This window comes from Mycobacterium sp. NPDC050551 (genome assembly GCF_040674075.1).
Lineage (GTDB): Bacteria > Actinomycetota > Actinomycetes > Mycobacteriales > Mycobacteriaceae > Mycobacterium.
In genome coordinates this window covers 741243-766180 of record NZ_JBFARC010000002.1, presented here as the reverse complement: position 1 = coordinate 766180, position 24938 = coordinate 741243, and the positions used below count along the sequence as shown (strand labels likewise).

Here is a 24938-nt window from a genome sequence, read left to right as displayed (position 1 = left end):
CTGTCTAGCCGGCGGGGCCGGGCGCCAACGTGGAGCAGCTGTCCATGGCGGTCTTCCACTTCGCGGCGTCCACCCCGGGTGGTGGCCCGGCGACAGGCCCCGGCGGCGCGGGAACACCATGTGCGCCAAGGCATTCGGCGAAGGTGCCGTGGCCGCTGGGCGTCTCGGAGGTCGACGGGTCCGGGGGAGGCGCACTCTCCGAGGAGCACCCGGCGAGCAGGGCGACTGCGGTGAGTCCGGTACCGAGACAGATTCCGAGGCGGCGCGTCATCCGACGAATCTAGACAACCGGGCAGACAAGTTCGGCACCAACCCGCCGTCGGCGTCCACCCGTTCCTCGACGTACGCCAGGTCGCCGCCGTCGACGATGCCGTAGAGCCGCTTGGCGCCGCCGACGAGCACGCCGGACTTGCTGCGCGCCAACGCGTCGGTGGCCAGTTCCCACGACGACTGGTTGCGGGGGCGGCCGTAGAAGAGTTCGACGTAGCCGGCGGAGTTCGCCAGCAGGAGTTCGATCGCCTGCGACTCCGACGGGTCGGCCGGGTCGGGGACGAACCGCCAGAACCCCGTCTCGCGCAGTGCGGGCCGGTCGTACTCACCGGTCTCGGTGAGGCGCCACGAGCGGGCCTCCCAGTTGAGGTAGTCGCCGCCGTCGTGGCTGACCACGATCTGCTGCCCGAAGCGGTAGTCGCCGCCCGCGCCGCGGCCTTCGCCCTCGCCGCGCCACACGCCCACCAGCGGCAGCAGGGCGAGCAGCGCCTCGTTGAGGTCCACACCCTCGCGGAGATTCGCGGTGTCGGTCGGCAGCGGCAGGTCGTCGAACACCGGGATGTTGCGCGGCGCCGTCTCTCTCGCGCGCTGCGCGGCCGCAGCCACCGCCCTGTCGCCCGAGCCGAAGATCGAACCGGTGAGGTCCTCGGGGCCGTCGGGGGAGCTCACGACTCGTCGGTGATGAGGCGATACACCGCGTACAGCGCGAACCAGGTGATCACCACGGTGCAGGCGACCAGGAGGAGTTCGAAGAACAGCACCACGATGCGAGTCTAACCGTCTGACGCCCACGGCATGAAGCCGCGGGCCGGCGCGAGCGTGCGTGATTGCTCACTATCGGCGGCGTGTCGCCGTGCAGACACCCACACCCGCGCCAACAAGCCAGAGAGGTCAGGCGACCTTGACGTCGACCTCGTGGATGCCGGCGCCCGACGGGGCGACGCTGGCGTCGCCGTTGCCGGCGGGCGACAGCGCGCGCAGCGTCCAGGTGCCGGGTGCGGCGAAGAACCGGAAGTCACCGGTGGCCGATGCGACGACCTCGGCGGTGAACTCGTCGGAGCCGTCCAGCAGCCGCACGAAGGCCCCGCCGACCGCCTGCCCGGATCCGTCGACCACGCGGCCGGTGATCACGGTCTCCTTCTCGAGGTCGACACTGGCGGGCAACGTCAGCCCTTGCTTCGGTGCAGAGCACATATCAATCAACTTCCCAACTCGATCGGGGCTCCCACGAGGGAACCGTATTCCGTCCAACTGCCGTCGTAGTTCTTGACGTTCTGGTGGCCCAGCAGCTCGCGCAGCACGAACCAGGTGTGCGAGGAACGCTCGCCGATGCGGCAATAGGCGATGGTCTGCATGCTGCCGTCGAGCCCGGCCTCGGCGTACAGCTTCGCCAGGTCGTCGTCGGACTTGAACGTGCCGTCCTCGTTGGCCGCCTTGCTCCACGGAACGTTGATGGCACCGGGGATGTGCCCCGGCCGCTGGCTCTGCTCCTGCGGCAGGTGCGCCGGCGCGAGGATCTTGCCGGAGAACTCGTCAGGGGAGCGCACGTCGACCAGGTTCTTGCTGTCGATGGCCTCGATCACCTCGTCGCGGAAGGCGCGGATGCTGGTGTCCGGCGCCTGGGCGGTGTACGTGGTGGCCGCCCGGTTGACCGGCTCGGTCGACAGCGCGCGACCGTCGAGCTCCCACTTCTTGCGGCCGCCGTCGAGCAGCTTGACGTCCTGGTGGCCGTACAGCTTGAAGTACCAGTACGCGTAGGCGGCGAACCAGTTGTTGTTGCCGCCGTAGAGGACCACGGTGTCGTCGTTGCCGATGCCGCGGTCGGACAGCAGCTTGGAGAACTGCGCGGCGTCGACGAAGTCGCGGCGCACCGGATCCTGCAGGTCGGTCTTCCAGTCGAGCTTGACGGCGCCCTGGATGTGACCGCCGTCGTAGGCCGAGACGTCTTCGTCGACCTCGACGAAGACGATGTTCGGCGCGTCGAGATTGCTCTCGGCCCAGTCTGCGGTGACCAGGACGTCGGAGCGTGCCATGGATGAGATCCCTTCGGTTGCTTGTGAATTCGATCAGGAATGAGCGGGACTGCGGCGGAGGCGGATGGCGAGCGGGTAGAGCCGGCAGCCCAGGCAGATGCCGAAGGCCGCGTTGAGGAACGCCGCGAACAGCGCGAACGCCGTCGCGGTGAGACCCAGCGGGGACAGCCCCAGGGCGAAGCCGGCCACCCCGACGGCGGCGAACACCAGGCCGACGACCTGGGCGAATTTGAGCGGCGGCACCGGTTCGGTCTCGGTGGCCGGGCCGAGGCGCGGCGCGATGAACCGGCTGAACAGCGCACCGTACGGATGGCCGCGCGGTCCGCGCACCGCCCCGATCGCGAACACCGCGGCCTGCACGGCGAGCACGACGGCGGCGGCGGCCTCATCGACCGCGGCCGTCAACAACGTCGCCACGAGCACGGCCGTGGTGACCCACGCGACGAACCGGGGTCCGCGCACGTCCACGTGGTCCGGCGTGATGGTCATGAATCGGCTCCTGTTGCACGGTTGGGCTGGTCACGGGCATGCCACGAAGGCCTGCTCCGAGCGGACGCGTGACGACGCGAGGGCGCTCAGCAGCTACAACAACAACAGCAACAACCCGCGACGCGGCACAGATCAACTGCGCGGCGCTTGGTGAGCACAAGCTCGATGCGGGCGAACACGTCGGTCAGCTTACCCAATGACAGGGTGATCAGGCCAACAGCGGCTCGACCGCGGAACGCAGGTCAGCGGCCCTCGGCACGCCGGTCGTGCGGTACCGCGGCCTGCCGTCGGCGTCGAAGATCAGCGTGGTGGGCAGCGACAGCACCGAAAGCCGCCGGGCCGCCGCCGGATTGGCGTCCATGTCGATCTCCACGTGCGCGACCGCGGGTAGTTCGGCGCACACCTGGTTGACCACCTTGCGCACCGCGGCGCACGGGCCGCACCACACCGCGCTGAAGTGCACGATGGTCGGACCTGTGCCCGACAACCCGAGATCGGAGGTGTCCACGTCGGCCGCGGCCTCGGCCCCCTTCAGCATTCCGGCGCGCATGGACATCAGCCGGCCGACGACGAAGGCGACGCCGAAGACGGCGATCAGCACGGTGATGACCACCGCCCACTGACTGCTCATGACTGTGTGAACCCGTCCAGCGCGATCGTTACTCCCTCAGCGATGCCCTCGATGATGATGTCCGAACCGCGGGCGCCCTCGCTGGTGGGCGCGATGCCGAAGGGCAGCTCCTGGCCCGGCATCGTGGTGCTGAACGCGGCCAGGACCGCGGCCACCTTGTCCTCGGGCACCTCCTGGTCGGCGGTACCGGGGCCGGTGAGCACTCCGGTGGCCGTGAGCACCAGCGTGCTCTGGTCGCCTTCCGGCCGGGACAGGTCGACCGCCACGCTGACCCGCTCGGTCACGTCCGCGGACTTCGGGGTGCCGGTGAACACCAGTCCGCGGTTGCTCGAGATGCCCGACTCGGTGGTGCCGCCGGTGGAGTCGTTGGTCTCCCGCGACGGCGCTTCCACGAGCAGGTCGGGGATCCCCATGAAGCGCCCCACGTGGGTGGAGTCGATGATGATGCGGCTCTCCACCTTGCCGACCGGAAGCGGCGCCTGCGGCCTCACCAGCCACGACGCCTGGCCGAGGCCGATGTCGTGCAGGGTGGTCTCCAGGGAGACCTTGCCGACCACCGGGTGATCAACGCCACTGGCCCGGATCTCGACCTCGTCGTAGTGGCGGTCCATCGCCTGGGTGGCGAACGGGAAGCCCAGAATGGCCACCGACGGGTCCCACTCCAGGTCCGCGGCGCTGCGCACGGCCCTGGCCAGTCGGTATTCGGCGTAGATCGCGGCGCCGAAGTCGGCGCCGACCGCGGTGAGGAGCAGGACGGTCAGCGTCGCCCCCAGTCCGATCAGCAGCCTGCGCACCTGGACATTCTGGCCTACCTCGACCGGCGCGGTCCGCTCGACGCGGCTGATCCGCAGGTGGCGCGGTATCGTTACGTGACCAACAGCCGGTAACGGCGACATGTCAGGCATGAATCTGGGAGATCACCGCAGGAGTTGATTGCACCCCGGGGACGCTGGAGGGCCTGTGGACCTACTTCTCTTGACCGTCGATCCGCATCCTGAGTCGGTCCTGCCGTCACTGGCGCTGCTCGCGCACAACGTCCGGTCGGCGCCGACCGAGGTGTCAGCTCTGCTCGAGGCCGGCACTGCGGACATCGCCATCGTCGACGCACGCACCGACCTCGCCGCCGCGCGCGGACTGTGCCGGCTGCTGGGCACCACCGGCACGTCGGTGCCCGTCGTGGCCGTGGTCAACGAGGGCGGCCTGGTCGCGGTGAACCACGAGTGGGGGCTCGACGAGATCCTGCTGCCTGGCACCGGTCCCGCCGAGATCGACGCCCGTCTCCGCCTGCTGGTCGGGCGCCGCGGCGGCATGGCCAACCAGGAGAACGTCGGCAAGGTCAGCCTCGGTGAGCTCGTCATCGACGAGGGCACCTACACGGCACGACTGCGCGGACGGCCACTCGACCTCACCTACAAGGAATTCGAACTGCTGAAGTACCTGGCCCAGCACGCGGGCCGGGTGTTCACCCGCGCCCAGCTGCTGCAAGAGGTGTGGGGGTACGACTTCTTCGGCGGCACCCGCACGGTGGACGTGCACGTGCGCCGGTTGCGCGCCAAGCTGGGTCCCGAGTACGAGTCGCTGATCGGCACCGTGCGCAACGTCGGGTACAAAGCGGTCCGGCCCGCGCGCGGTCGACCGCCCGCTCCCGGCACGGAGTTGGCCGACGACGACGAGGAGGACGACTACGCGCACGCGCCGGACAGCGTGCCCGAGTCCTTCGACCCGCTCCGCACGCAGTGACGACGCTCGACTGGCGCACCAATCTCTCCGCGGCCGACCAGGACCGCATCCGTGCGCTGATCCACACCGCCACAATCGCGGACGGCGTTGCGCCGGTGGGGGATCAGGTGCTGCGGGAACTGGACGCCGACCGGACGCGCCACCTGGTGGCTCTCGACGGCGACGACATCGTGGGTTATCTGAACCTCGCTGCCGCCTCCGACGACGCCCCCGCGATGGCCGAACTGGTGGTGGATCCGCCGTCGCGCCGCCGCGGTGTCGGATCGCAACTGGCGACCGCCGGACTTGTCGCGGGTGGCGAGGACGCCAGGATCTGGGCGCACGGCAACCTGGAGCCCGCCCAGGCCACCGCCCGGTCACTCGGTCTGGTGGTGCGCCGAGAACTGCTGCAGATGCGCCGCTCGCTGCGCGATCTTCCCGCGCCGGTGACGTCGCAGGGGGTGAGCATCACGACCTACTCCGGGCCTGCCGACGACGCCGACCTGCTGCGCGTCAACAACGCCGCTTTCGCCTGGCATCCGGAGCAGGGCGGCTGGACCGACGCCGACATCGCCGAGCGCCGTGGCGAGCCGTGGTTCGACGCCGACGGACTGTTCCTCGGTCGCGATGACACGACCGGCGAACTGCTCGGTTTCCACTGGACGAAGATCCACGACGGGGATCTCGGCGAGGTCTACGTGGTCGGCGTGGACCCCGCGGCCCAGGGCCGCGGACTCGGCGCGACGCTGACGCTGACGGGTCTGCACCACCTCGCGAAGCGGCTGTCCGAGAGCGCGGAGCCGACGGTCATGCTCTACGTCGAGGCGGACAACGCGGCGGCGGTGAACACCTACCGGAAGCTGGGCTTCGACATCCACAGCGTCGACGTCGCGTATGCCGCCGGTGCCCCCTCTGGCTCCTGAGGCCTCGGCTCGGTCACTTGACGTTCGTTTGCCCGCTGATTCGATCAGTGTCAATATCGACAGATGTCGAATCAGGCGCCCGTCGAACCGGCCGACTGCTGTGACGTCGGGCCGCTGCTGCGTGAGCCGCTGACGGCAGACGGCGCCACGCAGATGGCCGCCACGCTCAAGGCACTGGCCGATCCCGTGCGGCTGCGACTGTTCAGTGCCATCGCCAGCAGGGCCAACGGCGAGGCCTGCGTCTGCGACATCTCCGACGGCCTCGACGTCAAACAACCGACGATCTCCCACCACCTGAAGGTGCTGCGCGACGCCGGACTGCTCACGTCTGAACGGCGCGCGTCATGGGTGTACTACGCCGTGGCACCGGATGCGCTGCGCGATCTGGCGGCCTTGTTCGCCGTCGGCCCAGTGCACGTGGCGGCCGGAGCGCCGGCATGACTCGGACAGCTGCGACCGCCGACACCACGGACGTCGTCGGCAAGCTCTCCACCCTCGACCGTTTCCTGCCGCTGTGGATCGGCCTCGCAATGGCCGCGGGCCTGCTGCTCGGCCGCGGGATCCCCGGGCTGGACACCGCTCTGGGTCGCGTCGCGATCGACGGTGTCTCGCTGCCCATCGCCCTCGGTCTCCTGATCATGATGTACCCGGTGCTGGCGAAGGTGCGCTACGACCGCCTCGACACCGTCACCGGCGATCGCAGGCTGCTCGTGAGTTCCCTTGTGCTGAACTGGGTTTTCGGTCCCGCGCTGATGTTCGCCTTGGCCTGGCTCATGCTGCCCGACCTGCCGGAGTATCGGACGGGGCTGATCATCGTCGGCCTCGCCAGGTGCATCGCCATGGTGATCATCTGGAACGACCTGGCCTGTGGCGACCGGGAAGCCGCGGCCGTGCTGGTCGCCCTCAACTCCCTCTTCCAGGTGATCATGTTCGCCGTGCTGGGCTGGTTCTACCTTTCGGTGCTGCCGGGCTGGCTCGGCATCGAACAGGCCACCATCTCCACGTCGCCATGGGAGATCGCCCAGTCGGTGCTGATCTTCCTCGGCATTCCGCTTCTGGCGGGCTACCTGTCGCGCCGGTTCGGGGAGAGAGCGAAGGGGCGGGACTGGTACGAGTCGAGATTCCTGCCGACGGTCGGGCCGTGGGCGCTCTACGGCCTGCTCTTCACGATCGTCGTCCTCTTCGCCCTGCAGGGGGAGCAGATCGCCGCTCGCCCACTCGATGTGGCACGGATCGCCCTGCCGCTGCTGGTGTACTTCGCCGTGATGTGGGGCGGGGGATACCTTCTCGGCGCGGCCATCGGCCTGGGGTACGCGCGCACGACCACACTGGCATTCACCGCTGCCGGCAACAACTTCGAACTGGCCATCGCCGTCGCGATCGCCACCTACGGAGCGACGTCCGGGCAGGCCCTCGCCGGTGTCGTCGGCCCGCTGATCGAGGTGCCGGTGCTCGTCGCCCTGGTGTACGTCTCGCTCGCATTGCGGCGCCGATCCTTGCCATCCGACCGCGCCGCATCGGATGACGGGGGTGTTCGACATGCCTGAGCACGCGAAGCCGGCGGTGCTGTTCGTGTGCGTGAAGAACGGCGGCAAGTCACAGATGGCCGCGGGGCTCATGCGCAAGGTCGCAGCGGATGCCGTCGACGTGTACTCCGCAGGCACCAGGCCGGGCACTGCCGTCAACGCCCTCTCCGCGGAAGTGCTCGCCGAGGTCGGCGTCGACGTCACCGACCAGACGCCGACACCGATCGATCCGGAACTGGTCGCGAAGGTCGATCTGGTGGTCATCCTGGGCCGGGAAGCCGAGGTCGAGCCCGTGCCGGAAACGCGCTTCGAGAACTGGGACACCGACGAGCCGTCCGAGCGGGGCATCGACGGCATCGAACGGATGCGGCTCGTCCGCGACGACATCGCTGCCCGGGTGGACGCACTCGCGACCCGGCTGCTGCGAGGCGGGCCGGATGCGTCCGATCCTGTCAACACGTTGTGAGAATGTGGCGCACTCCGCCGTCGCGGTTCATTCTGCGTTCACCATGCGTAGGCAGTTCATTCATGGCGTCCCTTTAGGTTCACAGCCGAGCAGCAATGGGTCTGCTTGACGCGCCGACGACGGGCAGCGTCCACCCGTGAACTCGAGAAGGAGCTTCGTGAAGGCGAATCGTTCTGGTGCTGCGCTCGGCCTGCTGGCCGCCGGTGCCCTGTTGCTGTCGGCGTGTGGCAGCGACAACAACACCTCTTCGGGATCCGGATCCGGCGAATCCGGATCGCAGGCGGCCGGTCAGTGCGGCGGCAAGGAAGCGCTGAAGGCGAGCGGCTCGAGTGCCCAGGCCAACGCGATGACGCGGTTCATCAATGCCTACGAGAAGGACTGCCCCGGCTTCACCCTGAATTACACCTCGAGCGGTTCAGGTGCGGGCGTGTCCGAGTTCCTCGGCGGCCAGACCGACTTCGGCGGCTCCGACTCGCCGCTCAGCGCGGACAAGGGCGAGGTCGAGAAGGCCAAGGAACGCTGCGGCGGCAGCGACGCGTGGAATCTCCCCGCCGTCTTCGGCCCCATTGCCGTGACCTACAACGTCGCAGGCGTCGACAGCCTGGTGCTGGACGGACCGACGCTGGGCAAGATCTTCAACGGCGCGGTGAAGACCTGGAACGCCCCGGAGATCGCGGCGCTCAACGGGGGCGCCACCCTGCCGGCCGAGCCCATCAACGTGATCTTCCGCAGCGACGAGTCCGGTACGACCGACAACTTCCAGAAGTACCTGGATGCGGCGTCGGACGGGTCCTGGGGCAAGGGTGCGGGCAAGTCCTTCGCGGGCGGTGTCGGCGAGGGCGCCAAGGGCAACGAGGGCACCTCGGCGGCGATCAAGAGCACGCCGGGTTCGATCACCTACAACGAGTGGTCGTTCGCCAAGTCGCAGAACCTGTCGATCGCCAAGATCATCACGTCGGCCGGGCCCGAACCGGTGGAACTGAGCTCGGAGACGGCCGGCAAGGCCATCGACGCCGTCAAGTTCAAGGGTGAGGGCAATGACCTCGTCCTCGACACCGCGTCGTTCTACAAGCCGACCGAGGCCGGGTCCTACCCGATCATGCTCGCGGCCTATGAGATCGTGTGCTCGAAGTACCCGGATGCCGAGGTGGCGACCGCGGTCAAGGCGTTCCTGAACTCGGCCCTCGGCAACGGGCAGAATGGACTCGAGGACAACGGCTACATCCCGGTGCCGGAGGCGTTCAAGACGCGGCTGACCGAGGCCGTCGACGCCATCAACGCGACGGCGTAGCAGCAACCACACAATGGCTGTCACACCAGACTCGACCGCTGTGGGCTCGTCGGAGACGACGAGCCCACAGCAGGGCGGGCGAACGCCGGAGAAGCCAACCAAGAACCGGAAGGGATCGGCCTTGAAGCAGGGCGAGGGACGTTGGGGCGACACCGTCTTCAAGTCCATCGCGATCGCGGCCGGCGCCACCATCATCGGCGCGATCGCGCTGATGGCGCTCTTCCTGATCATCAAGGCGATTCCCTCGCTGCAGGCCAATCAGGCGAACTTCCTCACCAGCACCGAGTTCCTCACCAGCGACTCCAACAATCTGCGCTTCGGCATCCGTGACCTCTTCATGGTGACGGTGCTCAGCTCGGTGTTCGCCCTGATCATCGCCGTGCCCATCGCGATCGGCATCGCGGCGTTCCTGACGAACTACGCACCCAAGCGGCTGGCGCGGCCGTTCGGCATGCTGGTCGACCTGCTGGCGGCCGTGCCGTCCATCGTCTTCGGTCTGTGGGGCATCTTCGTGCTCGCTCCGTGGCTCAGCCCGGTGGCGACCTTCCTCAACGACAGCCTCGGCTGGTTCTTCCTGTTCTCCCAGGGCAACGTGTCGCTGGCGGGCGGCGGAACCATCTTCACGGCAGGAATCGTGCTGGCGGTGATGATCCTGCCAATCATCACCTCGGTCACCCGCGAGGTCTTCGCCCTCACCCCGCGCGGGCACGTCGAGGCCGCGCAGGCTCTCGGCGCCACGAAGTGGGAAGTCATCCGGATGACGGTCTTCCCCTACGGCCGCAGCGGCATGATCGCGGCATCCATGCTCGGATTGGGCCGCGCGCTCGGCGAGACGATCGCTATCCTGATCATCCTGCGCACCGCGGCGCAGGCCGGCCACTGGTCGCTGTTCGACGGTGGCTACACGTTCGCGTCCAAGATTGCCTCGGCAGCAGCAGAATTCAGTGCGCCACTGCCCACAGGTGCTTACATCGCCGCCGGCTTCGTGCTCTTCGCGCTGACCTTCGTGGTCAACGCGCTGGCCCGGGCAGCGGCCGGCGGAAGGGTCAGCGGCGGATGACCGCAACGACGTCATCGCTCGACCAGCCGGTGAAGGCCCCGACCTTCCACCCGGTCAGCGTCAGCCGAAAACTGAAGAACAACATCGCGACGACGCTGTTCACCGCGTCGTTCGTGATCGCGATGATCCCGTTGGTGTGGCTGATCTACACCGTGCTGGCCAAGGGCGTCCGCGCGATGACCTTGTCCACGTGGTGGACCAACTCGCTGGCGGGGGTGCTGCCGGAGGAGTTCGCCGGCGGCGTGTACCACGCGATCTACGGCACCCTGATCCAGGCGGCCATCGCCGCCGTGCTCTCCGTGCCGTTGGGGGTGATGGCGGCGGTCTACCTGGTCGAATACGGCCGGGGCCGGTTCGCCAAGGTCACCACGTTCATGGTGGACATCCTCGCCGGTGTGCCGTCGATCGTGGCCGCACTGTTCGTCTTCGCGCTGTGGATCGCCACGCTGGGCTTCGAACAGAGCGCCTTCGCCGTGTCACTTGCTCTGGTGCTGCTCATGCTGCCCGTCGTCGTGCGGAACACCGAGGAGATGCTCAAGCTCGTTCCCGACGAGTTGCGAGAAGCGTCCTACGCGTTGGGAATTCCCAAGTGGAAGACCATCATGCGGGTCGTGGTGCCGACCGCGCTGCCCGGCATGATCAGCGGCATCCTGCTCGCCCTGGCCAGAGTCATGGGTGAGACGGCGCCGGTGCTGGTGCTCGTCGGCTACAGCCGGTCGATCAACTACGACGCCTTCGAGGGCAACATGGCGTCGCTGCCCCTGCTGATCTACACCGAACTGATCAACCCGGAATCAGCTGGCGCGCTGAGGGTCTGGGGCGCCGCACTGACCCTGATCCTCATCATCGCGGCCCTGTACCTCGGCGCTGCCTTCATCAACCGATACCTCACGCGGAACCGAGTTTAGGAGCATCATGGCCAAGCGCCTGGATCTTAAGGATCTCAACATCTACTACGGCAGCTTCCACGCCGTGTCCAACGTGGGTCTCGCGGTGCTGCCGCGAAGCGTCACCGCGTTCATCGGACCGTCCGGCTGCGGGAAGTCGACCGTGCTGCGCACGCTCAACCGGATGCACGAGGTGATCCCCGGCGCCCGCGTCGAGGGTTCGGTGCTGCTCGACGGTGAGGACATCTACGCCTCGGGGATCGACCCGGTGAGCGTCCGCAAGACCATCGGCATGGTGTTCCAGCGGCCGAACCCGTTCCCCACCATGTCGATTCGCGACAACGTGGTGGCGGGTCTCAAGCTGCAGGGCACGCGCAACAAGAAGACCCTCGACGAGGTCGCTGAGCGTTCGCTCAAGGGCGCGAACCTGTGGACCGAGGTGAAGGACCGGCTGGACAAGCCGGGCGGCGGACTGTCCGGTGGTCAGCAGCAGCGGCTGTGCATCGCCCGTGCGATTGCGGTCCAGCCCGACGTGCTGTTGATGGACGAGCCGTGTTCGGCGCTCGACCCGATCTCGACGCTGGCCATCGAGGATCTGATCGCCGAGCTCAAGCAGGACTACACGATCGTGATCGTGACCCACAACATGCAGCAGGCCGCCCGGGTCAGCGACCAGACGGCGTTCTTCAACCTCGAGGCGACCGGCAAGCCCGGCCGGCTGGTCGAGGTCGACGACACGGAGAAGATCTTCTCCAACCCGACGCAGAAGGCGACAGAGGACTACATCTCGGGCCGCTTCGGCTGACGGGGCGCATGCACGTCGCGCGAGGGGGCGGCAGAGTGACGGGCGCGGCGGTCCCGCCCACCCGCGGAACGCTGATGCTCGTCGACACCGATCCCGGTGTCGCCGCACCCCTGATGGACGATGCGGCGAGGATGGGCATCGAGACCACCTGGTGTGACGACGGCGCCGAGGCGCTGCTGGCCATCGGCGTCGAACAACCCAATGTGCTGGTGCTGGCCGCACGGACCAGCGTCGTCGATGCCGCCCGGATCACGTCAGCGGTGCGCAACAGATGGAGTCTGCCGATCCTGATCGGCGCGCCGAGCGCCGACGAGGTCACCCGCAGGGCGTTGTCGGCAGGGGCGTCGGCGCTGATCGTCCGTCCGTACGACATCAACACGATCGCGCCGTTCGCGTTCAACGGGATTCATTCATCCCGGGAGGGTCGGCGGATCCATACGGCGGGCCCGATCGAGGTGAACCCGGACGGCTACGAGACCCGCGTGCGTGGGCGCGACGTCCAGTTGACCCACCGCGAACTCGAGTTGCTGGTGTATCTGATCGAGCGCCGCGGACGGGTGGCCAGCAGCGATGAGATCAGCCGCGCCGTGTGGGGCCGTCCCGCCGACACGAACACCGTCGCCGTGCACGTGCGGCGCCTGCGCGAGAAGCTCGGTCACGATCCCGAACACGGCGAATACATCCGCACCATCCGCGGCGCCGGCTATCGCCTCGCGCCGTCCATCTCCGCCTGAATCGCTTCGCCGGGCTGGTGTCAGCGCGGCGTGGGGATCTGCTCCTCGGTCGGATAGGTGCCCGTCACCTGGAAGATGACCCGGCGCGCCACCTCGACGGCGTGGTCGGCGAAGCGCTCGTAGAACCGGCTGAGCAGCGTCACGTCGACGGCGGGCGTCACGCCGTGCTTCCACTCGCGGTCCATCAGCACCGTGAACAGGTGCCGGTGCAGGTCGTCCATCGCATCGTCTTCCTCCTGGATGCGGGCGGCCTTCTCCGGATCGCGGGTGAGCAGCACCTCCTGCGCGGCGTTGCCGAGTTCGACTGCGACGCGGCCCATCTCGGCGAAGTAGCCGTTGACCTCCTCGGGCAGCACATGCTGGGGGTGCCGACGCCGCGCGATCTTCGCGACGTGCAGGGCCAGTGCGCCCATCCGGTCGACGTCGGCGACGATCTGGATCGAGCCGACGACCGAGCGCAGGTCACCGGCCACGGGGGCCTGCAGCGCCAGCAGCACGAACGCGGACTCCTCGGCGCGGACGCTCAGCGCGGAGATCTGCTCGTGATCGCTGATCACCTGCTCGGCCAGCACCAGATCGGCCTGCAGCAGAGCCTGCGTCGCGCGTTCCATCGCCGTACCCGCCAGGCCGCACATTTCGCCGAGCTGCCTCGTCAGGGAATCCAGCTGTTCGTGGTACGCGGTTCGCATGGGCCAAGCCTAGAGGTTGAGCAGGTCACACGTCACGACGCCGACAGTGAACGACAGGTGAATGACAGCCGCCGGGACGCACCGCAGGCCGATACGCCAAGCCGTTATTCGCACGTGGTGTCCGCGGCGTTGGTGACCGAGAGATCGTCGGGCAGGTGCGACGGGGTGGTGCTCGTCGCCCGCACCACCTGGACCTGCACAGGCGACCCGCTCGGCGTCGGGGCGCCCACGGTGTTGAAGTCCGGCCCGAGCACCACCTGCACGGTGTCACCGAGGCCGGTGACCTGTTCGACGGTGGCGTTGGCGAACGACGACGCGACGGTGGCCGCCGCCTGCTCGTTGCCCGGTGCGAAGAACACCGTCGTCGCGGACAGCGAGTCGGGGTAGTCGTCGGGGGTGGTGACCTTGAACCCGTGTGCCTGCAGTTCGTCGGCCGCGGTGGCGCCGAGCCCGTTCTGGCCGGTCGAGTTCGACACCTGGACGGTGATCTGCGCGGGGTCCGTGGTGACCGCGTTGACCAGCTCGCCGGAGCCCGCCGCCGGCGCCGGCTCAGGCGCCTGAGTGGTGGTGGACTCCGGGGTCGCGGTGGCCGATTCCGGGGTGCCCGGCACGGGGGTGTTGTCGGCGTTCTTCTCGCCGGGCAACGGGTTGTCGTTGATGATCGAGTCGAACAGGGCGTCCATGTCTTCCTCGCGCGGCACCTCGTTGCCGTAGTCGTCGGCGTAACCGACGGTGGGAACGGTGACGAAGCTGATCCGGCCGGCGGACACACCCTGGATCGACTGGCCCAGGTCGACGAGTTCCCGGGTGCCGATGTTGTCGACGTAGGTGTCGTCGATGAACTTGTTGACCACGTCGTTGAGCTTGTTCAGCGAGAAGAACACCTCCTTGCTGATCAGCGAGCGCAACAGCGACGACAGGAACAGCTGCTGGCGCTTGATGCGGCCGTAGTCGCCGTTGATCTCGGTGGTGACCTGGCGGGCCCGCACGTAGTTCAGCGCGGTGTGCCCGTCGATCATCTGGCGCCCGGCGTTGGGCAGCACGGTGCCCAGTTCGTAGTCCTCGATCGGGGTGGTGCTGCACACCTCGACGCCGCCGATCGCGTCGACCATCTTGGAGAAGCCGGCGAAGTCGACGGCCATGAATCGGTTCACCGACAGCCCGGACAGCTTTTGGATGACCTTGACCAGGCACTTCGGGCCGCCGACGGCGTATGCGGAGTTCAGCTTGGTCTCGGTCCACGCCTCCTCGAGCCCGTACATCGGCGAGTTCTCGTCGGTGATGGGTCCGTAGGCGCCGGTCTCGGGATTCCACGGCTCGCACTGCATCGGCTCGATGGACAGGTCACGGGGGAACGACACCGCGACCACCCGCTCCCGATTGGCCGGGATGTTGACCAGCATCACGGTGTCCGAGCGGGCGCCCGCCGCGTCCTCGGTGTCCCCGGCGCCCATGTCGCTGTTCTCGCCGATCCGGCTGTCCACGCCGACGATCAGGAAGTTCTCGTCGCCGAACTGCGCGTTGGCGTCGATGATGTCGCGCGAATCGCGGTCCAGCGCCGACACCTTGTTCATGCTGTTGTTCTTCGACGACTGCCACTGCCACGCGCCGCCGGTGAGCACCAGCGCGAAGGCCGCAAGCAGCGCGGCGGCCGTGCGGCCCGCCAGCATCACCCGCCTGCGGCGCCGCGGTTCGTCATCCGGCGCGCCCGCCGCCCGCCGACCGATCCGCGACGGCGGCACCCGCGAAGAGCTGAGGACGGGGATGTCGTCGTCGAATGCGGACGGCACCGACGGGATGATCTCGGTGTCCTGCCGGTCCGCGTCCGACGGACGGGCGTCACCGTCGGCGGCCACCGACTCGTAGCCGTCGTAGGGCTGATAGGACTCGTAGTCCTCGTACTGCTCGTAGGCCTCGGCCGGGACGGCGTCGATGATCTCGGTGGGTGGCGCGGGCGGCTCGGCCGGCGGGACGGCGTCGATGATCTCGGTCGGCGGAGCGGGCGGAGCATCGCGCTCGGGCTCTTCGAGGCGGCGCCGCTTCCGTCCGGGCCGGCTGCCGCTCTCCTCCGCCATCTTGGCGATGAGGTCGGCGACGGTCAGGCCGCCGTCGGTGTGGCTACCGCCGGGCTCGTCGGCCGGCTCTTCGGTGGGCGTGGGCGCGATGGGGTGCCGATCGCTGCGCTCCCACGGCGCGGCACCGAAGGATCGCCGCGGAGTTCGGGTGAGCCATTGGTTGTCCGCGTCGTGATCCGGGCCCGGGTCCGGTGCTCGCCGACGGCCAGGAGTGGCGTTGTCGCCGTCACTCATGTCCTCATCGGCCTCCGACTCCGTGGACCCGCAGGCGCGTCGGCGCTCAGCGGGCTTGTGCAATGCCACATGTCTCGTAGCAGCATCGAGATCGGCTCCGCCACCGGAGCCATCACAGCAAGACCCACATCGTACTGAGACAACCTGTGAGTGAGCCAGTCGGAGCGGGTGACAGGTTCGTCTCGAATTGTCACGAACGTGCTACGTCGCCGCCTCGCGCGCCCCTTCGAACCCTGGTCAGCCGCCCGAATGCATGACGTCCGCACCGGTGGGGACGGTGCAGTCGTCGGGGTCGGCCAGCCAGCCCTCCGGCAGCGTCACCGACGCGGGCGAGCCCTGTCGGCCGCGGGGGCCGGTCGCCTCGGCCGGGAACGGGACGTCGGGATCAAGTTCGTCGAGCAGCCGGTCCAGATCGGCCAGCGTCTTCACCAGCGCCAGCCCGCGCCGCAGCTCGGCTCCGGCGGGCAGGCCGTGCAGGTACCAGGCGACGTGCTTGCGGATGTCGCGCATGCCCTTGTCCTCACCGAAGTGGTCGGCGAGGAGCTCGCCGTGACGCCGGACGATCGCGGCCACCTCACCCAGCGTCGGCGGAACCGGGATCTCGCGGCCTGCGAACGCCGCGGACAGTTCCGCGAACAGCCACGGCCTGCCAAGGCAGCCGCGGCCGATGACGACGCCGTCGCAGCCGGTGGACGACATCATCGCCAGCGCGTCGTCGGCGTCGAAGATGTCGCCGTTGCCGAGCACCGGAACGGTGGTGACGTGCTGTTTCAGCGCGGCGATCTGCGACCAGTCCGCGGTACCGGAGTACCGCTGTGCGGCGGTGCGGGCGTGCAGTGCCACGGCGGCGGCGCCCTCCTCCGCGGCGATGCGGCCCGCGTCGAGGTGGGTGTGGTGCTCGTCGTCGATGCCGATCCGGAACTTGACGGTCACCGGGATCCCCGAGCCTTCGACGGCGCGCACCGCGGCGGCCACGATCCTGCCGAACAGCCGGCGCTTGTAGGGCAGCGCGGCGCCGCCGCCCCTGCGGGTCACCTTCGGCACCGGGCAGCCGAAGTTCATGTCGATGTGGTCGGCCATGCCCTCGTCGGCGATCATCCGCGCCGCCGCGTAGGTGGTGTCCGGATCGACGGTGTAGAGCTGCAGCGACCGCGGCGACTCGTCCGGCGCGAAGGTGGTCATGTGCAGGGTGACGGGATGCCGCTCGACGAGCGCCCTCGCGGTCACCATCTCGCACACGTACAGCCCGCTGACCGTGCCTGCGCGGGCGATCTCGAGCTCGCGGCACAGCGTCCGGAACGCGACGTTCGTCACGCCGGCCATCGGCGCCAGCACGACGGGGCTGGACAGCGCGAACGGCCCGATCTGAAGTGCAGATCGGGCCGGCGCGCGGTGTTCGGTCAGGACGCTGATGAGGCGAGCACCTTCGAGTTGCGCTTCTCGGCCATCTTGCGTTCCCGTTCGAGGCGCTTCTCCTTGGCGAGCTCGAACTTGACGCAGGCCTCCTCGAGTTCCTCGATGAGCACGCCGAGGTCGTCGCGCATCCGCGCAGCCTCGCCGGTGAAGTCCTCGCGCTCGAAGATCCGCCACTTCTTCAGCACCGGCATCACCACGTCTTCGAGGTGGATGCGCGGGTCGTAGACGCCGCCGACGGCGATGATGACGGCCTTGCGCCGGAACTCCGGCACGGTGAAGCCGGGCATCTTGAAGTTGCGCAGCACGCGGTGCAGCGACTTCATCGCCTGGTTCGGCGCGATCGCGAGACCGGCCTCGCTGACATCGCGGTAGAAGATCATGTGCAGGTTCTCGTCGGCCGAGACGCGCGCCAGCAGCTGATCGGCGATCGGCTCGTTGCAGGCCTTGCCGGTGTTGCGGTGCGAGACGCGGGTGGCCAGCTCCTGGAACGTCACGTAGATGACGGAGTCGAAGAGGCTGTGGGCGAACATGTCGCCCTGGGCGTTCTGGCCGGGGGAGAAGCCGCGGGTCATCTGCTCGACGCGCAGTTCCTCGAGCTGGATGGGGTCGATGGCGCGCGTCACGACGAGGTAGTCGCGCAGCGCGATCCCGTGCCGGTTCTCCTCGGCGGTCCAGCGGTTGACCCACTGGCCCCAGGCGCCGTCCATGCCGAAGTTCATCGCGATCTCACGGTGATAACTGGGCAGGTTGTCCTCGGTGAGCAGGTTCTGCACCATCGCGGTCTGGGCGACCTCCGACAGCTTGGACTGCTCGGGATCCCAGTCCTGTCCGCCCAGCGCGTAGTAGTTCTTGCCGTCCGACCACGGGATGTAGTCGTGCGGATTCCAGTCCTTGCGCATGCGCAAGTGCCTGTTGAGGTTCGCCTCGACGACCGGCTCGAGCTCTTTGAGCAAGTGCAGGTCGGTCAGGTCGATCGCCATGGGCCCCTCCGGTTATCTGTACCTGATGGTTGCACTCAATATATCTGTGTACTCCGGTGACATCAAGTTGGCCCGCACCGGGTGTCGCCCACCCGCCGCGCCGCGTTTCCCGGCGTCACTCCCGCTCGGGTACCCACCGAAGCGGGCGGTTCTCAGTAGTCGGCCACCCGGCTGAGCAGCATGTCGACGCAGTAGTCGATGAACTGCTCGCGGGAGGCCTTGAGCCTGCCGTCGAGGTACGCGGTGAACAGCGCCGTCAGCGCCCCGATCAGTCCGGTTGCGACCATCGCCTGCAGCGCAGGATCGGTGATCCGGGTCAGCTTGCGCTGCAGCAGGTCGATGAAGCCGGGCATCCATTCCGCGCCGGACTGGACGAGAACCGGTTCCGATTCGGGGGCGAGCAGCAGCACGCGACCGCGCGCGGGGTCGTCGACCATCAGCGCGACGAACTGTTCCACCGCGTCGCGCGGCGTCTCCGCGCTCGTCAGGGCGGCCATCGCGCGGGCGCAGACGTCGTCGTAGACCGCGCGGACGTACTCGTCGCGGTCGCCGAAGCTCTCGTAGAAGTAGCGCTCGGTCAGGCCGGCCTCCCGGCACACCGCCCGGACGGTCAGCGCGGGCCCGGCCGCGCTGCCGAGCAGTTTCACCCCGGCGGCGACCAGTTCGTCGCGACGCAGCACCTGGCGATCCTGCAGCGGAACGCCCGACCAGCGGCCGCGTCGTTGACCGGAGGGCACATCACTCCCTAAGCTCGATGTGACAACACTCGTAGTCAGATTGGCTACTGGCGTCGATGGGACTGATATCAGTGACTCAAGATACGTCTGCGGCCAGTCCGCTGACCAGCGAATCGCCGCCGGCCACCGGGTGCCCGGTGGCGCCCGGCGGCTACGACGCCCCGCCCGCGCCGCTTGGCCCCGACTCGCTGACGTGGAAGTACTTCGGCGACTGGCGGGGACTGCTGCAGGGGCCGTGGGCCGGCTCGATGCAGAACATGCACCCCCAGCTGGGCGCCGCGGTCGAGGAGCACTCGACGTTCTTCCGTGAGCGGTGGCAGCGGCTGCTGCGCTCGCTGTACCCGATCGGCGGCGTGGTGTTCGACGGCGACCGCGCGCCGACCACCGGTGCCGAGGTCCGCGACTACCACACCGACATCAAGGGCGTCGACGGCCAGGGCCGCCGCTACCACGCCCTGAACCCCGACGTCTTCTACTGGGCGCACTCGACCTTCTTCGTGGGCACGCTGATCGTCGCCGAACGCTTCTGCGGCGGGATCACCGAGGCGGAGAAGCGCCAACTGTTCGACGAGCACGTCGAGTGGTATCGCATGTACGGCATGAGCATGCGGCCGGTCCCGGCGACCTGGGAGGACTTCCAGGTCTATTGGGACGACATGTGCCGCAACGTGCTCGAGAACAACTACGCCGCCCGCGCGGTGCTCGACCTCACCGATCTGCCCAAGCCGCCGTTCGCGTCGGCGATGCCGGACTGGATGTGGCGACTGCAGCGAAAGATGTTGGCGCCGTTCTTCGTCTGGTTCACCGTCGGCCTGTACGACCCACCGGTGCGCGACCTCATGGGCTACACGTGGTCGGCCCGCGACGAGTGGTGGCACCGGCGGCTCGGGCAGGCGGTGGGCACGGTGTTCCGGCTCGTGCCCGAGCGGCGCCGGATGCATCCGCGGGCCCGCGCAGGCCTGGACCGGGTCAGGGGACGCATCCCGGCCGACGCGGCGCTGGTGCACACCCCCGCCCGCAACCTGCCGCCGCTGGACTGCCGCGGGAAGTCGACGCACTACTGCCCCGAGGTCTGAAGACTTCGGTCGATCGGCCAGCTAGGTTGATCCCATGACGGCCCCCGAGATCCTGGGCGGCCGCTACGAGCTGCGAGGCGTCCTGGGTCGGGGCGGTATGGCCGAAGTTCGCGACGGCTGGGACACCCGTCTGAATCGTGCGGTCGCCATCAAGCTGATCCACCCCGCGCTCGGGTCGCAGCCCGAGACCCGGACCCGGTTCGAGGCCGAGGCCCGCTCGGCCGCGGGGCTCAACCACCCGCACATCGTCGCCGTGCACGACAGCGGCGAACACAACGGCATCCCGTTCATCGTGATGGAGCGGCTCTCCGGGTTCTCGCTCGCCGACCAGATCGCGCGCGGCCCGCTGCCGGTGCCGATGGCGCACAAGGTCGTCGACGACGTCCTCGACGCCCTGACCGCCGCACACGACGCAGGCGTCCTGCACCGCGACATCAAGCCGGGCAACATCCTGTTCACGCCGTCGGGCGAGGCCAAGGTCACCGACTTCGGCATCGCGAAGACCGCGGAGGCCGGCGTGACCATGACCGGCCAGATCGTCGGCACGATGGCCTATCTCAGTCCGGACCGGTTGATGGGACACCCGGCCACACCCTCGGACGACCTGTACGCGGTCGGCGTGGTGGGCTACGAGGCGCTCGCCGGCAGGCGTCCGTTCCTGCCGGAGCATCCCGGCGCGCTGGCCCGCGCGATCATGGACGAGCAGCCGCCGCCGCTGCGGGCGCTGCGGCCCGACGTCGACCCGGTGCTCGCCGCGGTGATCGAACGCGCGATGGCCCGCGATCCCGGGCTGCGCTTCCACAACGCCCGCGCGATGCGCGCGGCGCTCGCCGGCACCATGCCCGTGGCCGCGCCGGGACCGCCCGGACCGATGGGCACCCGGGTCCTCGACACCCCGGTGCCGCCACCCTCGATGGTCGCCGTGCCGCCCCTGCGCCGCTCGGGCCCGAATCGCAGGAAGCTGTGGATCGGCGCGGCGGTCGCGGCGATCCTGCTCGCGGTGATGTTGGCCGTGTTCGAGGCGGCGACGTCGTCCAGTCCGCCGCCCCAGCCCGCCACCACCAGCACGCCGGTCACCACGACAACCACGACGCCGCCGACGACGACGCCGCCCCCCACCACGGTGGCTCCGCCCGTGGAGCAAGGCCCGCCGTTCGAGAAGCCGGGCAAGAAGCCCAAGCGCAACGGCAACGGCAGGGGCGGCGACTGACGCCGCGGTGAGGGCTTCGTAGCGCCAGAGCGACACAGCGGCAACGGAACTGAAACGCCACCGCGATTCCCTCGGTCGATGAGCATCTACGAGCAGATCGGCGGCGCCGAGGCGCTGGAGGGCGTCGTCGCCGACTTCTACGACCGGGTTCTGGCCGACCCGGAGCTGGCTCCGTTCTTCACAGGGACGAACATGTCGCGGTTGCGGGGCAAGCAGGTGGAGTTCTTCGCCGCCGCCCTCGGCGGGCCCGAGCCGTACACCGGCGCGCCGATGCGACAGGTCCATCAGGGTCGCGGCATCACCATGCACCACTTCGACCTGGTGGCCGGGCACCTGACCGAGAGCCTGGATGCGGCGGGGGTGCCCGCGCCGATCGTCGGGCAGATCATCGGTGCGGTCGCGCCGCTGGCCGACGACATCGCGGGCGCGCGTAGCGCCTGACGTCCCCGGGTGCCGGGTTAGCGTGAGCCCGTGACCAAAGCCGGCTTCTGGCTGAACGCCGTCCTGGCGTCGGTGGGGATCGTCGCGTTCGTGGTGCTCGCCGGGGTGTTCGGCTACAAGTGGCTCGCGAGAGACGAGCCGAACGACGCCTACTCGTGCGGCAGCGGGACCCGCGGCGGCACCTGCTTCAGCGGTGAGACGACGAACATGGTGCTCACGTGTGTATTCGCCGGCATCGCGGTGATCGGGATCGTGCTCTTCGTGAAGTCCGTGCGCTCCCATAGGCGCGACCTCCGGTAGACGTGGCGTGGCTGTGAGTCCGGTCCGGTGCGCCGAATGTGAAGCCATGGCGAAGAACGGGCCGTTATTCCGCCATGGCTTCACATTCGCGGTGGCTGGCACGCCCCTAATACAGAATCAGCTGTACTGTCAGTGGTGTGGAGACACTGCAGCACACCGATGCGCTCGCCCGGTTCGGTCACGCCCTGTCCGACGCCACGCGAACGCGCATCCTGCTGCGTCTGAGCCGGGCGCCCGGGTATCCGTCCGAGCTGGCCGATGCCATCGGGGTGTCGCGGCAGATCCTGTCGAATCACCTGGCCTGCCTGCGCGGGTGCGGACTGGTGGTGGCGGTACCCGAAGGCCGTCGCGCGCGCTATGAACTCGCCGATCCCCGCATCGGGCATGCGCTGACCGACCTGATGGGTCTGGTGCTGGCCGTCGATCCCGACTGCCGGTGTTCCGGCGCGGACGGCGGCGAGTGCGAATGTGATTGCGGCTGATGGCATCTCGGCTCACCGACGCCCGGCGCGACCTGCTGTCCCGGCGCATCCGGCTGTTCGTCGCCGCGACGATCTCGTACAACGTCATCGAGGCGGTCGTGGCGATCACGGAAGGCGCCCGGGTGTCGTCCACCGCGCTCATCGGATTCGGTCTCGACTCGGTGATCGAAGTGTCCTCGGCGGCCGCGGTGGCCTGGCAGTTCGCCGGCCGCGACCCCGAGGCTCGCGAGAAGGTCGCGCTGCGCATCATCGCCTTCTCGTTCTTCGGCCTCGCGGCATATGTGACCGTCGACGCGGTGCGGGCGCTGCTGGGCGCCGGTGAGGCGCGGCACTCGACGATCGGGATCGTGCTCGCCGCGCTGAGCCTGATCGTCATGCCCGTGCTGTCGTACGCGCAACGCCGGGCAGGTCGCGAACTCGGTTCGCTGTCCGCGGTCGCCGACTCGAAGCAGACGCTGCTGTGCACCTACCTGTCGGCGGTGCTGTTGGTCGGACTCGTGCTCAACAGTGCCTTCGGCTGGTCCTGGGCCGACCCGATCGCGGGCCTGGCGATCGCCGCAGTCGCGATCAGGGAGGGCGTCAACGCGTGGCGTGGTGAAGCATGCTGTGCCCAACCGATCGAGGCCGACGGCCGGGCGTGCCGGGACGACTGCTGCGACGGCTGACGCCGAGGCCGATCCGGTCGTGGTGCCCCCACCAGGGCTCGAACCTGGGACCTGCGGATTAAAAGTCCGTAGCTCTACCAACTGAGCTATAGGGGCGCGGTGAAACACAATACCGGGCGGCCCGCCGGACCCCATTTGAGGATTCGGGAGCCGGTAATCTAAGCTATCGAGGCTCCCAACGGAGACGTTGTGAGTACCCCGAAGAGATTCGGCTTGGCCCCCTTCGTTTAGCGGCCTAGGACGCCGCCCTTTCAAGGCGGTAGCGCGGGTTCGAATCCCGTAGGGGGTACGACGCACCGGCGGCGACGTCGATGTGGCACTACAGCAAGGCCCTGTGGCGCAGTTGGTTAGCGCGCCGCCCTGTCACGGCGGAGGTCGCGGGTTCGAGTCCCGTCAGGGTCGCCATCACGGCGAGGCATACCGGTCGTCAGGCCGGTGCCTTCCGGCCAGGTAGCTCAGTTGGTACGAGCGTCCGCCTGAAAAGCGGAAGGTCGCCGGTTCGATCCCGGCCCTGGCCACTCAGCAGGGGCGGACGCGAAGGACAGGCAGTGATCGCCGATCGGCACGGCGGCCGGCAGGACGGCGGCGGCTTCCGGCAGCGGTTGCTCGACGCGCTCGAGGCGTCCATCGCCGAGGACGGATACCAGAAGACCACCATCGCCGGCATCGTGCGCCGTGCCCGTACCTCGCGCCGCACCTTCTACGAACACTTCGAGGACCGCGAGGCCTGCTTCGTCGCGCTGCTCACCGCCGCCAACGACGAGCACATCCGCAGCATCTCGGCCGCCGTCGACCCGACCGCCCCCTGGCAGCACCAGGTGCGTCAGGCCATCGTGGCGTGGATCGCGTCCGCGGAATCGCGCCCGGCGCTGATGCTGAGCTGGATCCGCGACATGCCCTCCCTCGGCGCGTCCGCACGCCGGTTGCAGCGCGACGTGATGGACAACTTCGTCGACATGGTGCAGGCGCTCGGCGCCACCGACCGGTTCCGCGCCGCAGGCATCGGCCCGGTGTCGCGCCAGCGGGTCATCATGCTGCTCGGCGGGCTGCGCGAACTCACCGCCATCACCGTCGAGGACGGCGGCCGGATGAGCGACGTCACCGACGAGGCCGTCGACGCGTCGATCGCCCTGCTCACGCCGACCGGCTGACCGCGACCGGCGGGCACTCGGCGGCGGGTACGTTACCGGCATGGCCCGGCCGGCTCAGACCATCCGCAGCGAACGCACCCGCGACGCGCTGCGCCAGGCCGCGCTCGTGCGCTTCCTCGCCCAGGGCGTCGAGGACACCTCGGCCGAACAGATCGCCGCCGATGCCGGGGTGTCGCTGCGGACGTTCTACCGGCACTTCGCGTCGAAACACGATCTGCTGTTCGCCGACTACGACGCCGGGCTGCAGTGGTTCCGCTCCGCGCTGGCCGACCGCTCCGCCGACGAATCACTGGTCGATTCCGTGCATTCGGCGATCCTCGCGGCGCCCTACGACGTCGACGCCGTCGCCAAGATCGCCGCGCTGCGGTCCGAGGAACTCGACCCTGGCCGCATCGTGCGGCACATCCGCCAGGTCGAGGCGGACTTCGCCGAGGCCGTCGAGGAACACCTGGTGCGCGACCGTCCACCGCCGACGGATGCCGACGAGCGGTTGCGTCTGACCGTGACGGCCCGCTGCATCGCCGCCGCGGTGTTCGGCGCGATGGAGATGTGGATGCTCAGCGAGCCGCGGTCACTCCCGGAGCTGGCCCGGCTGTCTCGCGCCGCGTTGGAGTCGCTGCGCGGCGGCATCATCGACTGACAGCTTTC

Annotated in this window: 30 protein-coding genes, 4 tRNA genes and 1 pseudogene; 21 read left to right on the top strand and 14 right to left on the bottom strand. The window is 68.8% G+C overall.

Annotated features, from left to right (window positions below; translation table 11 throughout):
* Positions 1-4: 4 nt before the first annotated feature.
* From AB0K11_RS10460 to lmeA, 8 genes are all read right to left on the bottom strand, one after another.
* On the bottom strand, positions 5-271 hold the full coding sequence (locus AB0K11_RS10460) for a hypothetical protein (protein WP_364975573.1): 267 nt from the start codon (positions 269-271) through the stop codon (positions 5-7).
* Positions 268-939, bottom strand: coding sequence for an FABP family protein (locus AB0K11_RS10455; protein WP_364975570.1), 672 nt, complete (start codon positions 937-939; stop codon positions 268-270). The genes AB0K11_RS10460 and AB0K11_RS10455 overlap by 4 nt, the downstream gene beginning before the upstream one ends.
* Before the next feature lie 222 nt (positions 940-1161).
* Complete coding sequence (locus AB0K11_RS10450; protein ID WP_264013941.1) at positions 1162-1464, bottom strand: DUF1416 domain-containing protein; 303 nt, start codon at positions 1462-1464, stop codon at positions 1162-1164.
* 5 nt (positions 1465-1469) lie between these two features.
* On the bottom strand, positions 1470-2303 hold the full coding sequence (locus AB0K11_RS10445; protein ID WP_364975566.1) for a sulfurtransferase: 834 nt from the start codon (positions 2301-2303) through the stop codon (positions 1470-1472).
* 33 nt (positions 2304-2336) lie between these two features.
* The gene (locus AB0K11_RS10440; RefSeq protein ID WP_364975564.1) at positions 2337-2792 is read right to left on the bottom strand and encodes a DUF4395 domain-containing protein; all 456 of its coding nucleotides are present in this window, start codon (positions 2790-2792) and stop codon (positions 2337-2339) included.
* Positions 2793-2878: 86 nt separating this feature from the next.
* The gene (locus AB0K11_RS10435; protein WP_364975562.1) at positions 2879-2971 is read right to left on the bottom strand and encodes an Ms5788A family Cys-rich leader peptide; all 93 of its coding nucleotides are present in this window, start codon (positions 2969-2971) and stop codon (positions 2879-2881) included.
* 29 nt (positions 2972-3000) lie between these two features.
* A complete protein-coding gene (locus AB0K11_RS10430; RefSeq protein WP_364975559.1) occupies positions 3001-3423 on the bottom strand; it encodes a thioredoxin family protein in 423 nt (140 codons plus the stop codon).
* Positions 3420-4217 carry a mannan chain length control protein LmeA gene (gene lmeA, locus AB0K11_RS10425; RefSeq protein ID WP_364975556.1) on the bottom strand — a complete coding sequence of 266 codons (798 nt, stop codon included), beginning with the start codon at positions 4215-4217 and terminating at the stop codon, positions 3420-3422. Before lmeA ends, AB0K11_RS10430 begins: the two co-directional genes overlap by 4 nt.
* Before the next feature lie 166 nt (positions 4218-4383).
* Between lmeA and AB0K11_RS10420 the strand changes: the two genes are divergently transcribed.
* The 10 genes and pseudogenes from AB0K11_RS10420 (at position 4384) to AB0K11_RS10375 (ending at position 12834) form a co-directional block, all read left to right on the top strand.
* Positions 4384-5163 (top strand): response regulator transcription factor, encoded by a 780-nt coding sequence (locus AB0K11_RS10420; RefSeq protein WP_364975554.1) that lies wholly within the window; start codon positions 4384-4386, stop codon positions 5161-5163.
* Positions 5160-6065 carry a mycothiol synthase gene (gene mshD / locus AB0K11_RS10415; RefSeq protein WP_364975551.1) on the top strand — a complete coding sequence of 302 codons (906 nt, stop codon included), beginning with the start codon at positions 5160-5162 and terminating at the stop codon, positions 6063-6065. The genes AB0K11_RS10420 and mshD overlap by 4 nt, the downstream gene beginning before the upstream one ends.
* A 63-nt stretch (positions 6066-6128) precedes the next feature.
* Positions 6129-6506 carry a metalloregulator ArsR/SmtB family transcription factor gene (locus tag AB0K11_RS10410; protein ID WP_364975548.1) on the top strand — a complete coding sequence of 126 codons (378 nt, stop codon included), beginning with the start codon at positions 6129-6131 and terminating at the stop codon, positions 6504-6506.
* Positions 6503-7552: pseudogene (arsB, locus tag AB0K11_RS10405) on the top strand (ACR3 family arsenite efflux transporter); the annotation flags it as partial. The gene AB0K11_RS10410 and the pseudogene arsB, both read left to right, overlap by 4 nt.
* Before the next feature lie 52 nt (positions 7553-7604).
* Positions 7605-8057, top strand: coding sequence for a low molecular weight phosphatase family protein (locus AB0K11_RS10400; protein ID WP_364975546.1), 453 nt, complete (start codon positions 7605-7607; stop codon positions 8055-8057).
* Positions 8058-8214: 157 nt separating this feature from the next.
* Positions 8215-9348: a phosphate ABC transporter substrate-binding protein PstS gene (pstS, locus tag AB0K11_RS10395; RefSeq protein ID WP_364975544.1), complete on the top strand. Its 1134-nt coding sequence runs from the start codon at positions 8215-8217 to the stop codon at positions 9346-9348.
* Positions 9349-9361: 13 nt separating this feature from the next.
* Positions 9362-10408 (top strand): phosphate ABC transporter permease subunit PstC, encoded by a 1047-nt coding sequence (pstC, locus tag AB0K11_RS10390; protein WP_364975542.1) that lies wholly within the window; start codon positions 9362-9364, stop codon positions 10406-10408.
* On the top strand, positions 10405-11316 hold the full coding sequence (gene pstA, locus AB0K11_RS10385) for a phosphate ABC transporter permease PstA (protein ID WP_364975540.1): 912 nt from the start codon (positions 10405-10407) through the stop codon (positions 11314-11316). Before pstC ends, pstA begins: the two co-directional genes overlap by 4 nt.
* Positions 11317-11323: 7 nt before the next feature.
* Positions 11324-12100: a phosphate ABC transporter ATP-binding protein PstB gene (pstB, locus tag AB0K11_RS10380; protein ID WP_364975538.1), complete on the top strand. Its 777-nt coding sequence runs from the start codon at positions 11324-11326 to the stop codon at positions 12098-12100.
* Between the two features lie 74 nt (positions 12101-12174).
* The gene (locus AB0K11_RS10375; protein ID WP_364976739.1) at positions 12175-12834 is read left to right on the top strand and encodes a response regulator transcription factor; all 660 of its coding nucleotides are present in this window, start codon (positions 12175-12177) and stop codon (positions 12832-12834) included.
* Positions 12835-12854: 20 nt separating this feature from the next.
* Here the strand turns inward: AB0K11_RS10375 and phoU are convergent, their stop codons facing one another.
* The 5 genes from phoU to AB0K11_RS10350 form a co-directional block, all read right to left on the bottom strand.
* Positions 12855-13523: a phosphate signaling complex protein PhoU gene (gene phoU, locus AB0K11_RS10370; RefSeq protein ID WP_364975535.1), complete on the bottom strand. Its 669-nt coding sequence runs from the start codon at positions 13521-13523 to the stop codon at positions 12855-12857.
* 104 nt (positions 13524-13627) lie between these two features.
* Positions 13628-15832 carry an LCP family protein gene (locus AB0K11_RS10365; protein WP_364975533.1) on the bottom strand — a complete coding sequence of 735 codons (2205 nt, stop codon included), beginning with the start codon at positions 15830-15832 and terminating at the stop codon, positions 13628-13630.
* 237 nt (positions 15833-16069) lie between these two features.
* A complete protein-coding gene (gene dusB, locus AB0K11_RS10360) occupies positions 16070-17236 on the bottom strand; it encodes a tRNA dihydrouridine synthase DusB (RefSeq protein WP_364976737.1) in 1167 nt (388 codons plus the stop codon).
* Entirely contained in the window at positions 17233-18228 is a 996-nt protein-coding gene (locus AB0K11_RS10355) for an acyl-ACP desaturase (protein ID WP_364975531.1), read from the bottom strand. Before AB0K11_RS10355 ends, dusB begins: the two co-directional genes overlap by 4 nt.
* A 152-nt stretch (positions 18229-18380) precedes the next feature.
* On the bottom strand, positions 18381-18965 hold the full coding sequence (locus AB0K11_RS10350) for a TetR/AcrR family transcriptional regulator (protein WP_364975528.1): 585 nt from the start codon (positions 18963-18965) through the stop codon (positions 18381-18383).
* 71 nt (positions 18966-19036) lie between these two features.
* Between AB0K11_RS10350 and AB0K11_RS10345 the strand changes: the two genes are divergently transcribed.
* The 6 genes from AB0K11_RS10345 to AB0K11_RS10320 all read left to right on the top strand — a co-directional run bounded on the left by AB0K11_RS10345 (position 19037) and on the right by AB0K11_RS10320 (position 23139).
* A complete protein-coding gene (locus tag AB0K11_RS10345) occupies positions 19037-20041 on the top strand; it encodes an oxygenase MpaB family protein (protein ID WP_364975526.1) in 1005 nt (334 codons plus the stop codon).
* A gap of 34 nt (positions 20042-20075) precedes the next feature.
* Positions 20076-21251, top strand: a complete 1176-nt coding sequence (locus AB0K11_RS10340) for a serine/threonine-protein kinase (RefSeq protein WP_364975523.1) — start codon at positions 20076-20078, stop codon at positions 21249-21251.
* A 78-nt stretch (positions 21252-21329) separates the two neighbouring features.
* Positions 21330-21692: a group 1 truncated hemoglobin gene (locus tag AB0K11_RS10335; protein ID WP_364975521.1), complete on the top strand. Its 363-nt coding sequence runs from the start codon at positions 21330-21332 to the stop codon at positions 21690-21692.
* Positions 21693-21722: 30 nt separating this feature from the next.
* Entirely contained in the window at positions 21723-21992 is a 270-nt protein-coding gene (locus AB0K11_RS10330; RefSeq protein ID WP_364975519.1) for a hypothetical protein, read from the top strand.
* Between the two features lie 137 nt (positions 21993-22129).
* A complete protein-coding gene (locus AB0K11_RS10325; protein ID WP_364975516.1) occupies positions 22130-22474 on the top strand; it encodes a metalloregulator ArsR/SmtB family transcription factor in 345 nt (114 codons plus the stop codon).
* Positions 22474-23139: a cation transporter gene (locus AB0K11_RS10320; protein WP_364975513.1), complete on the top strand. Its 666-nt coding sequence runs from the start codon at positions 22474-22476 to the stop codon at positions 23137-23139. Before AB0K11_RS10325 ends, AB0K11_RS10320 begins: the two co-directional genes overlap by 1 nt.
* Before the next feature lie 20 nt (positions 23140-23159).
* Here the strand turns inward: AB0K11_RS10320 and AB0K11_RS10315 are convergent.
* Positions 23160-23235: transfer RNA gene (locus AB0K11_RS10315), tRNA-Lys, on the bottom strand.
* Between the two features lie 120 nt (positions 23236-23355).
* Between AB0K11_RS10315 and AB0K11_RS10310 the strand changes: the two genes are divergently transcribed.
* The 5 genes from AB0K11_RS10310 (at position 23356) to AB0K11_RS10290 (ending at position 24930) form a co-directional block, all read left to right on the top strand.
* Positions 23356-23428 (top strand) — tRNA-Glu (locus AB0K11_RS10310).
* Positions 23429-23467: 39 nt separating this feature from the next.
* Positions 23468-23544: transfer RNA gene (locus AB0K11_RS10305), tRNA-Asp, on the top strand.
* A gap of 39 nt (positions 23545-23583) precedes the next feature.
* Positions 23584-23657 (top strand) — tRNA-Phe (locus AB0K11_RS10300).
* Between the two features lie 30 nt (positions 23658-23687).
* Entirely contained in the window at positions 23688-24290 is a 603-nt protein-coding gene (locus AB0K11_RS10295) for a TetR/AcrR family transcriptional regulator (RefSeq protein WP_364975509.1), read from the top strand.
* Between the two features lie 40 nt (positions 24291-24330).
* A complete protein-coding gene (locus tag AB0K11_RS10290; protein WP_364975507.1) occupies positions 24331-24930 on the top strand; it encodes a TetR/AcrR family transcriptional regulator in 600 nt (199 codons plus the stop codon).
* Positions 24931-24938 lie beyond the last annotated feature (8 nt).

Excerpts from the sequence above, each read along its gene's own strand:
- AB0K11_RS10460 (WP_364975573.1), bottom strand. The coding sequence starts at position 271 with ATGACGCGCCGCCTCGGAATCTGTCTCGGTACCGGACTCACCGCAGTC.
- AB0K11_RS10450 (WP_264013941.1), bottom strand. The coding sequence starts at position 1,464 with ATGTGCTCTGCACCGAAGCAAGGGCTGACGTTGCCCGCCAGTGTCGAC.
- AB0K11_RS10445 (WP_364975566.1), bottom strand. The coding sequence starts at position 2,303 with ATGGCACGCTCCGACGTCCTGGTCACCGCAGACTGGGCCGAGAGCAAT.
- AB0K11_RS10440 (WP_364975564.1), bottom strand. The coding sequence starts at position 2,792 with ATGACCATCACGCCGGACCACGTGGACGTGCGCGGACCCCGGTTCGTC.
- AB0K11_RS10430 (WP_364975559.1), bottom strand. The coding sequence starts at position 3,423 with ATGAGCAGTCAGTGGGCGGTGGTCATCACCGTGCTGATCGCCGTCTTC.
- AB0K11_RS10410 (WP_364975548.1), top strand. The coding sequence starts at position 6,129 with ATGTCGAATCAGGCGCCCGTCGAACCGGCCGACTGCTGTGACGTCGGG.
- AB0K11_RS10400 (WP_364975546.1), top strand. The coding sequence starts at position 7,605 with ATGCCTGAGCACGCGAAGCCGGCGGTGCTGTTCGTGTGCGTGAAGAAC.
- pstC (WP_364975542.1), top strand. The coding sequence starts at position 9,362 with ATGGCTGTCACACCAGACTCGACCGCTGTGGGCTCGTCGGAGACGACG.
- pstA (WP_364975540.1), top strand. The coding sequence starts at position 10,405 with ATGACCGCAACGACGTCATCGCTCGACCAGCCGGTGAAGGCCCCGACC.
- pstB (WP_364975538.1), top strand. The coding sequence starts at position 11,324 with ATGGCCAAGCGCCTGGATCTTAAGGATCTCAACATCTACTACGGCAGC.
- AB0K11_RS10375 (WP_364976739.1), top strand. The coding sequence starts at position 12,175 with ATGCTCGTCGACACCGATCCCGGTGTCGCCGCACCCCTGATGGACGAT.
- phoU (WP_364975535.1), bottom strand. The coding sequence starts at position 13,523 with ATGCGAACCGCGTACCACGAACAGCTGGATTCCCTGACGAGGCAGCTC.
- AB0K11_RS10365 (WP_364975533.1), bottom strand. The coding sequence starts at position 15,832 with ATGAGTGACGGCGACAACGCCACTCCTGGCCGTCGGCGAGCACCGGAC.
- AB0K11_RS10355 (WP_364975531.1), bottom strand. The coding sequence starts at position 18,228 with ATGGCGATCGACCTGACCGACCTGCACTTGCTCAAAGAGCTCGAGCCG.
- AB0K11_RS10340 (WP_364975523.1), top strand. The coding sequence starts at position 20,076 with ATGACGGCCCCCGAGATCCTGGGCGGCCGCTACGAGCTGCGAGGCGTC.
- AB0K11_RS10335 (WP_364975521.1), top strand. The coding sequence starts at position 21,330 with ATGAGCATCTACGAGCAGATCGGCGGCGCCGAGGCGCTGGAGGGCGTC.
- AB0K11_RS10320 (WP_364975513.1), top strand. The coding sequence starts at position 22,474 with ATGGCATCTCGGCTCACCGACGCCCGGCGCGACCTGCTGTCCCGGCGC.
- AB0K11_RS10290 (WP_364975507.1), top strand. The coding sequence starts at position 24,331 with ATGGCCCGGCCGGCTCAGACCATCCGCAGCGAACGCACCCGCGACGCG.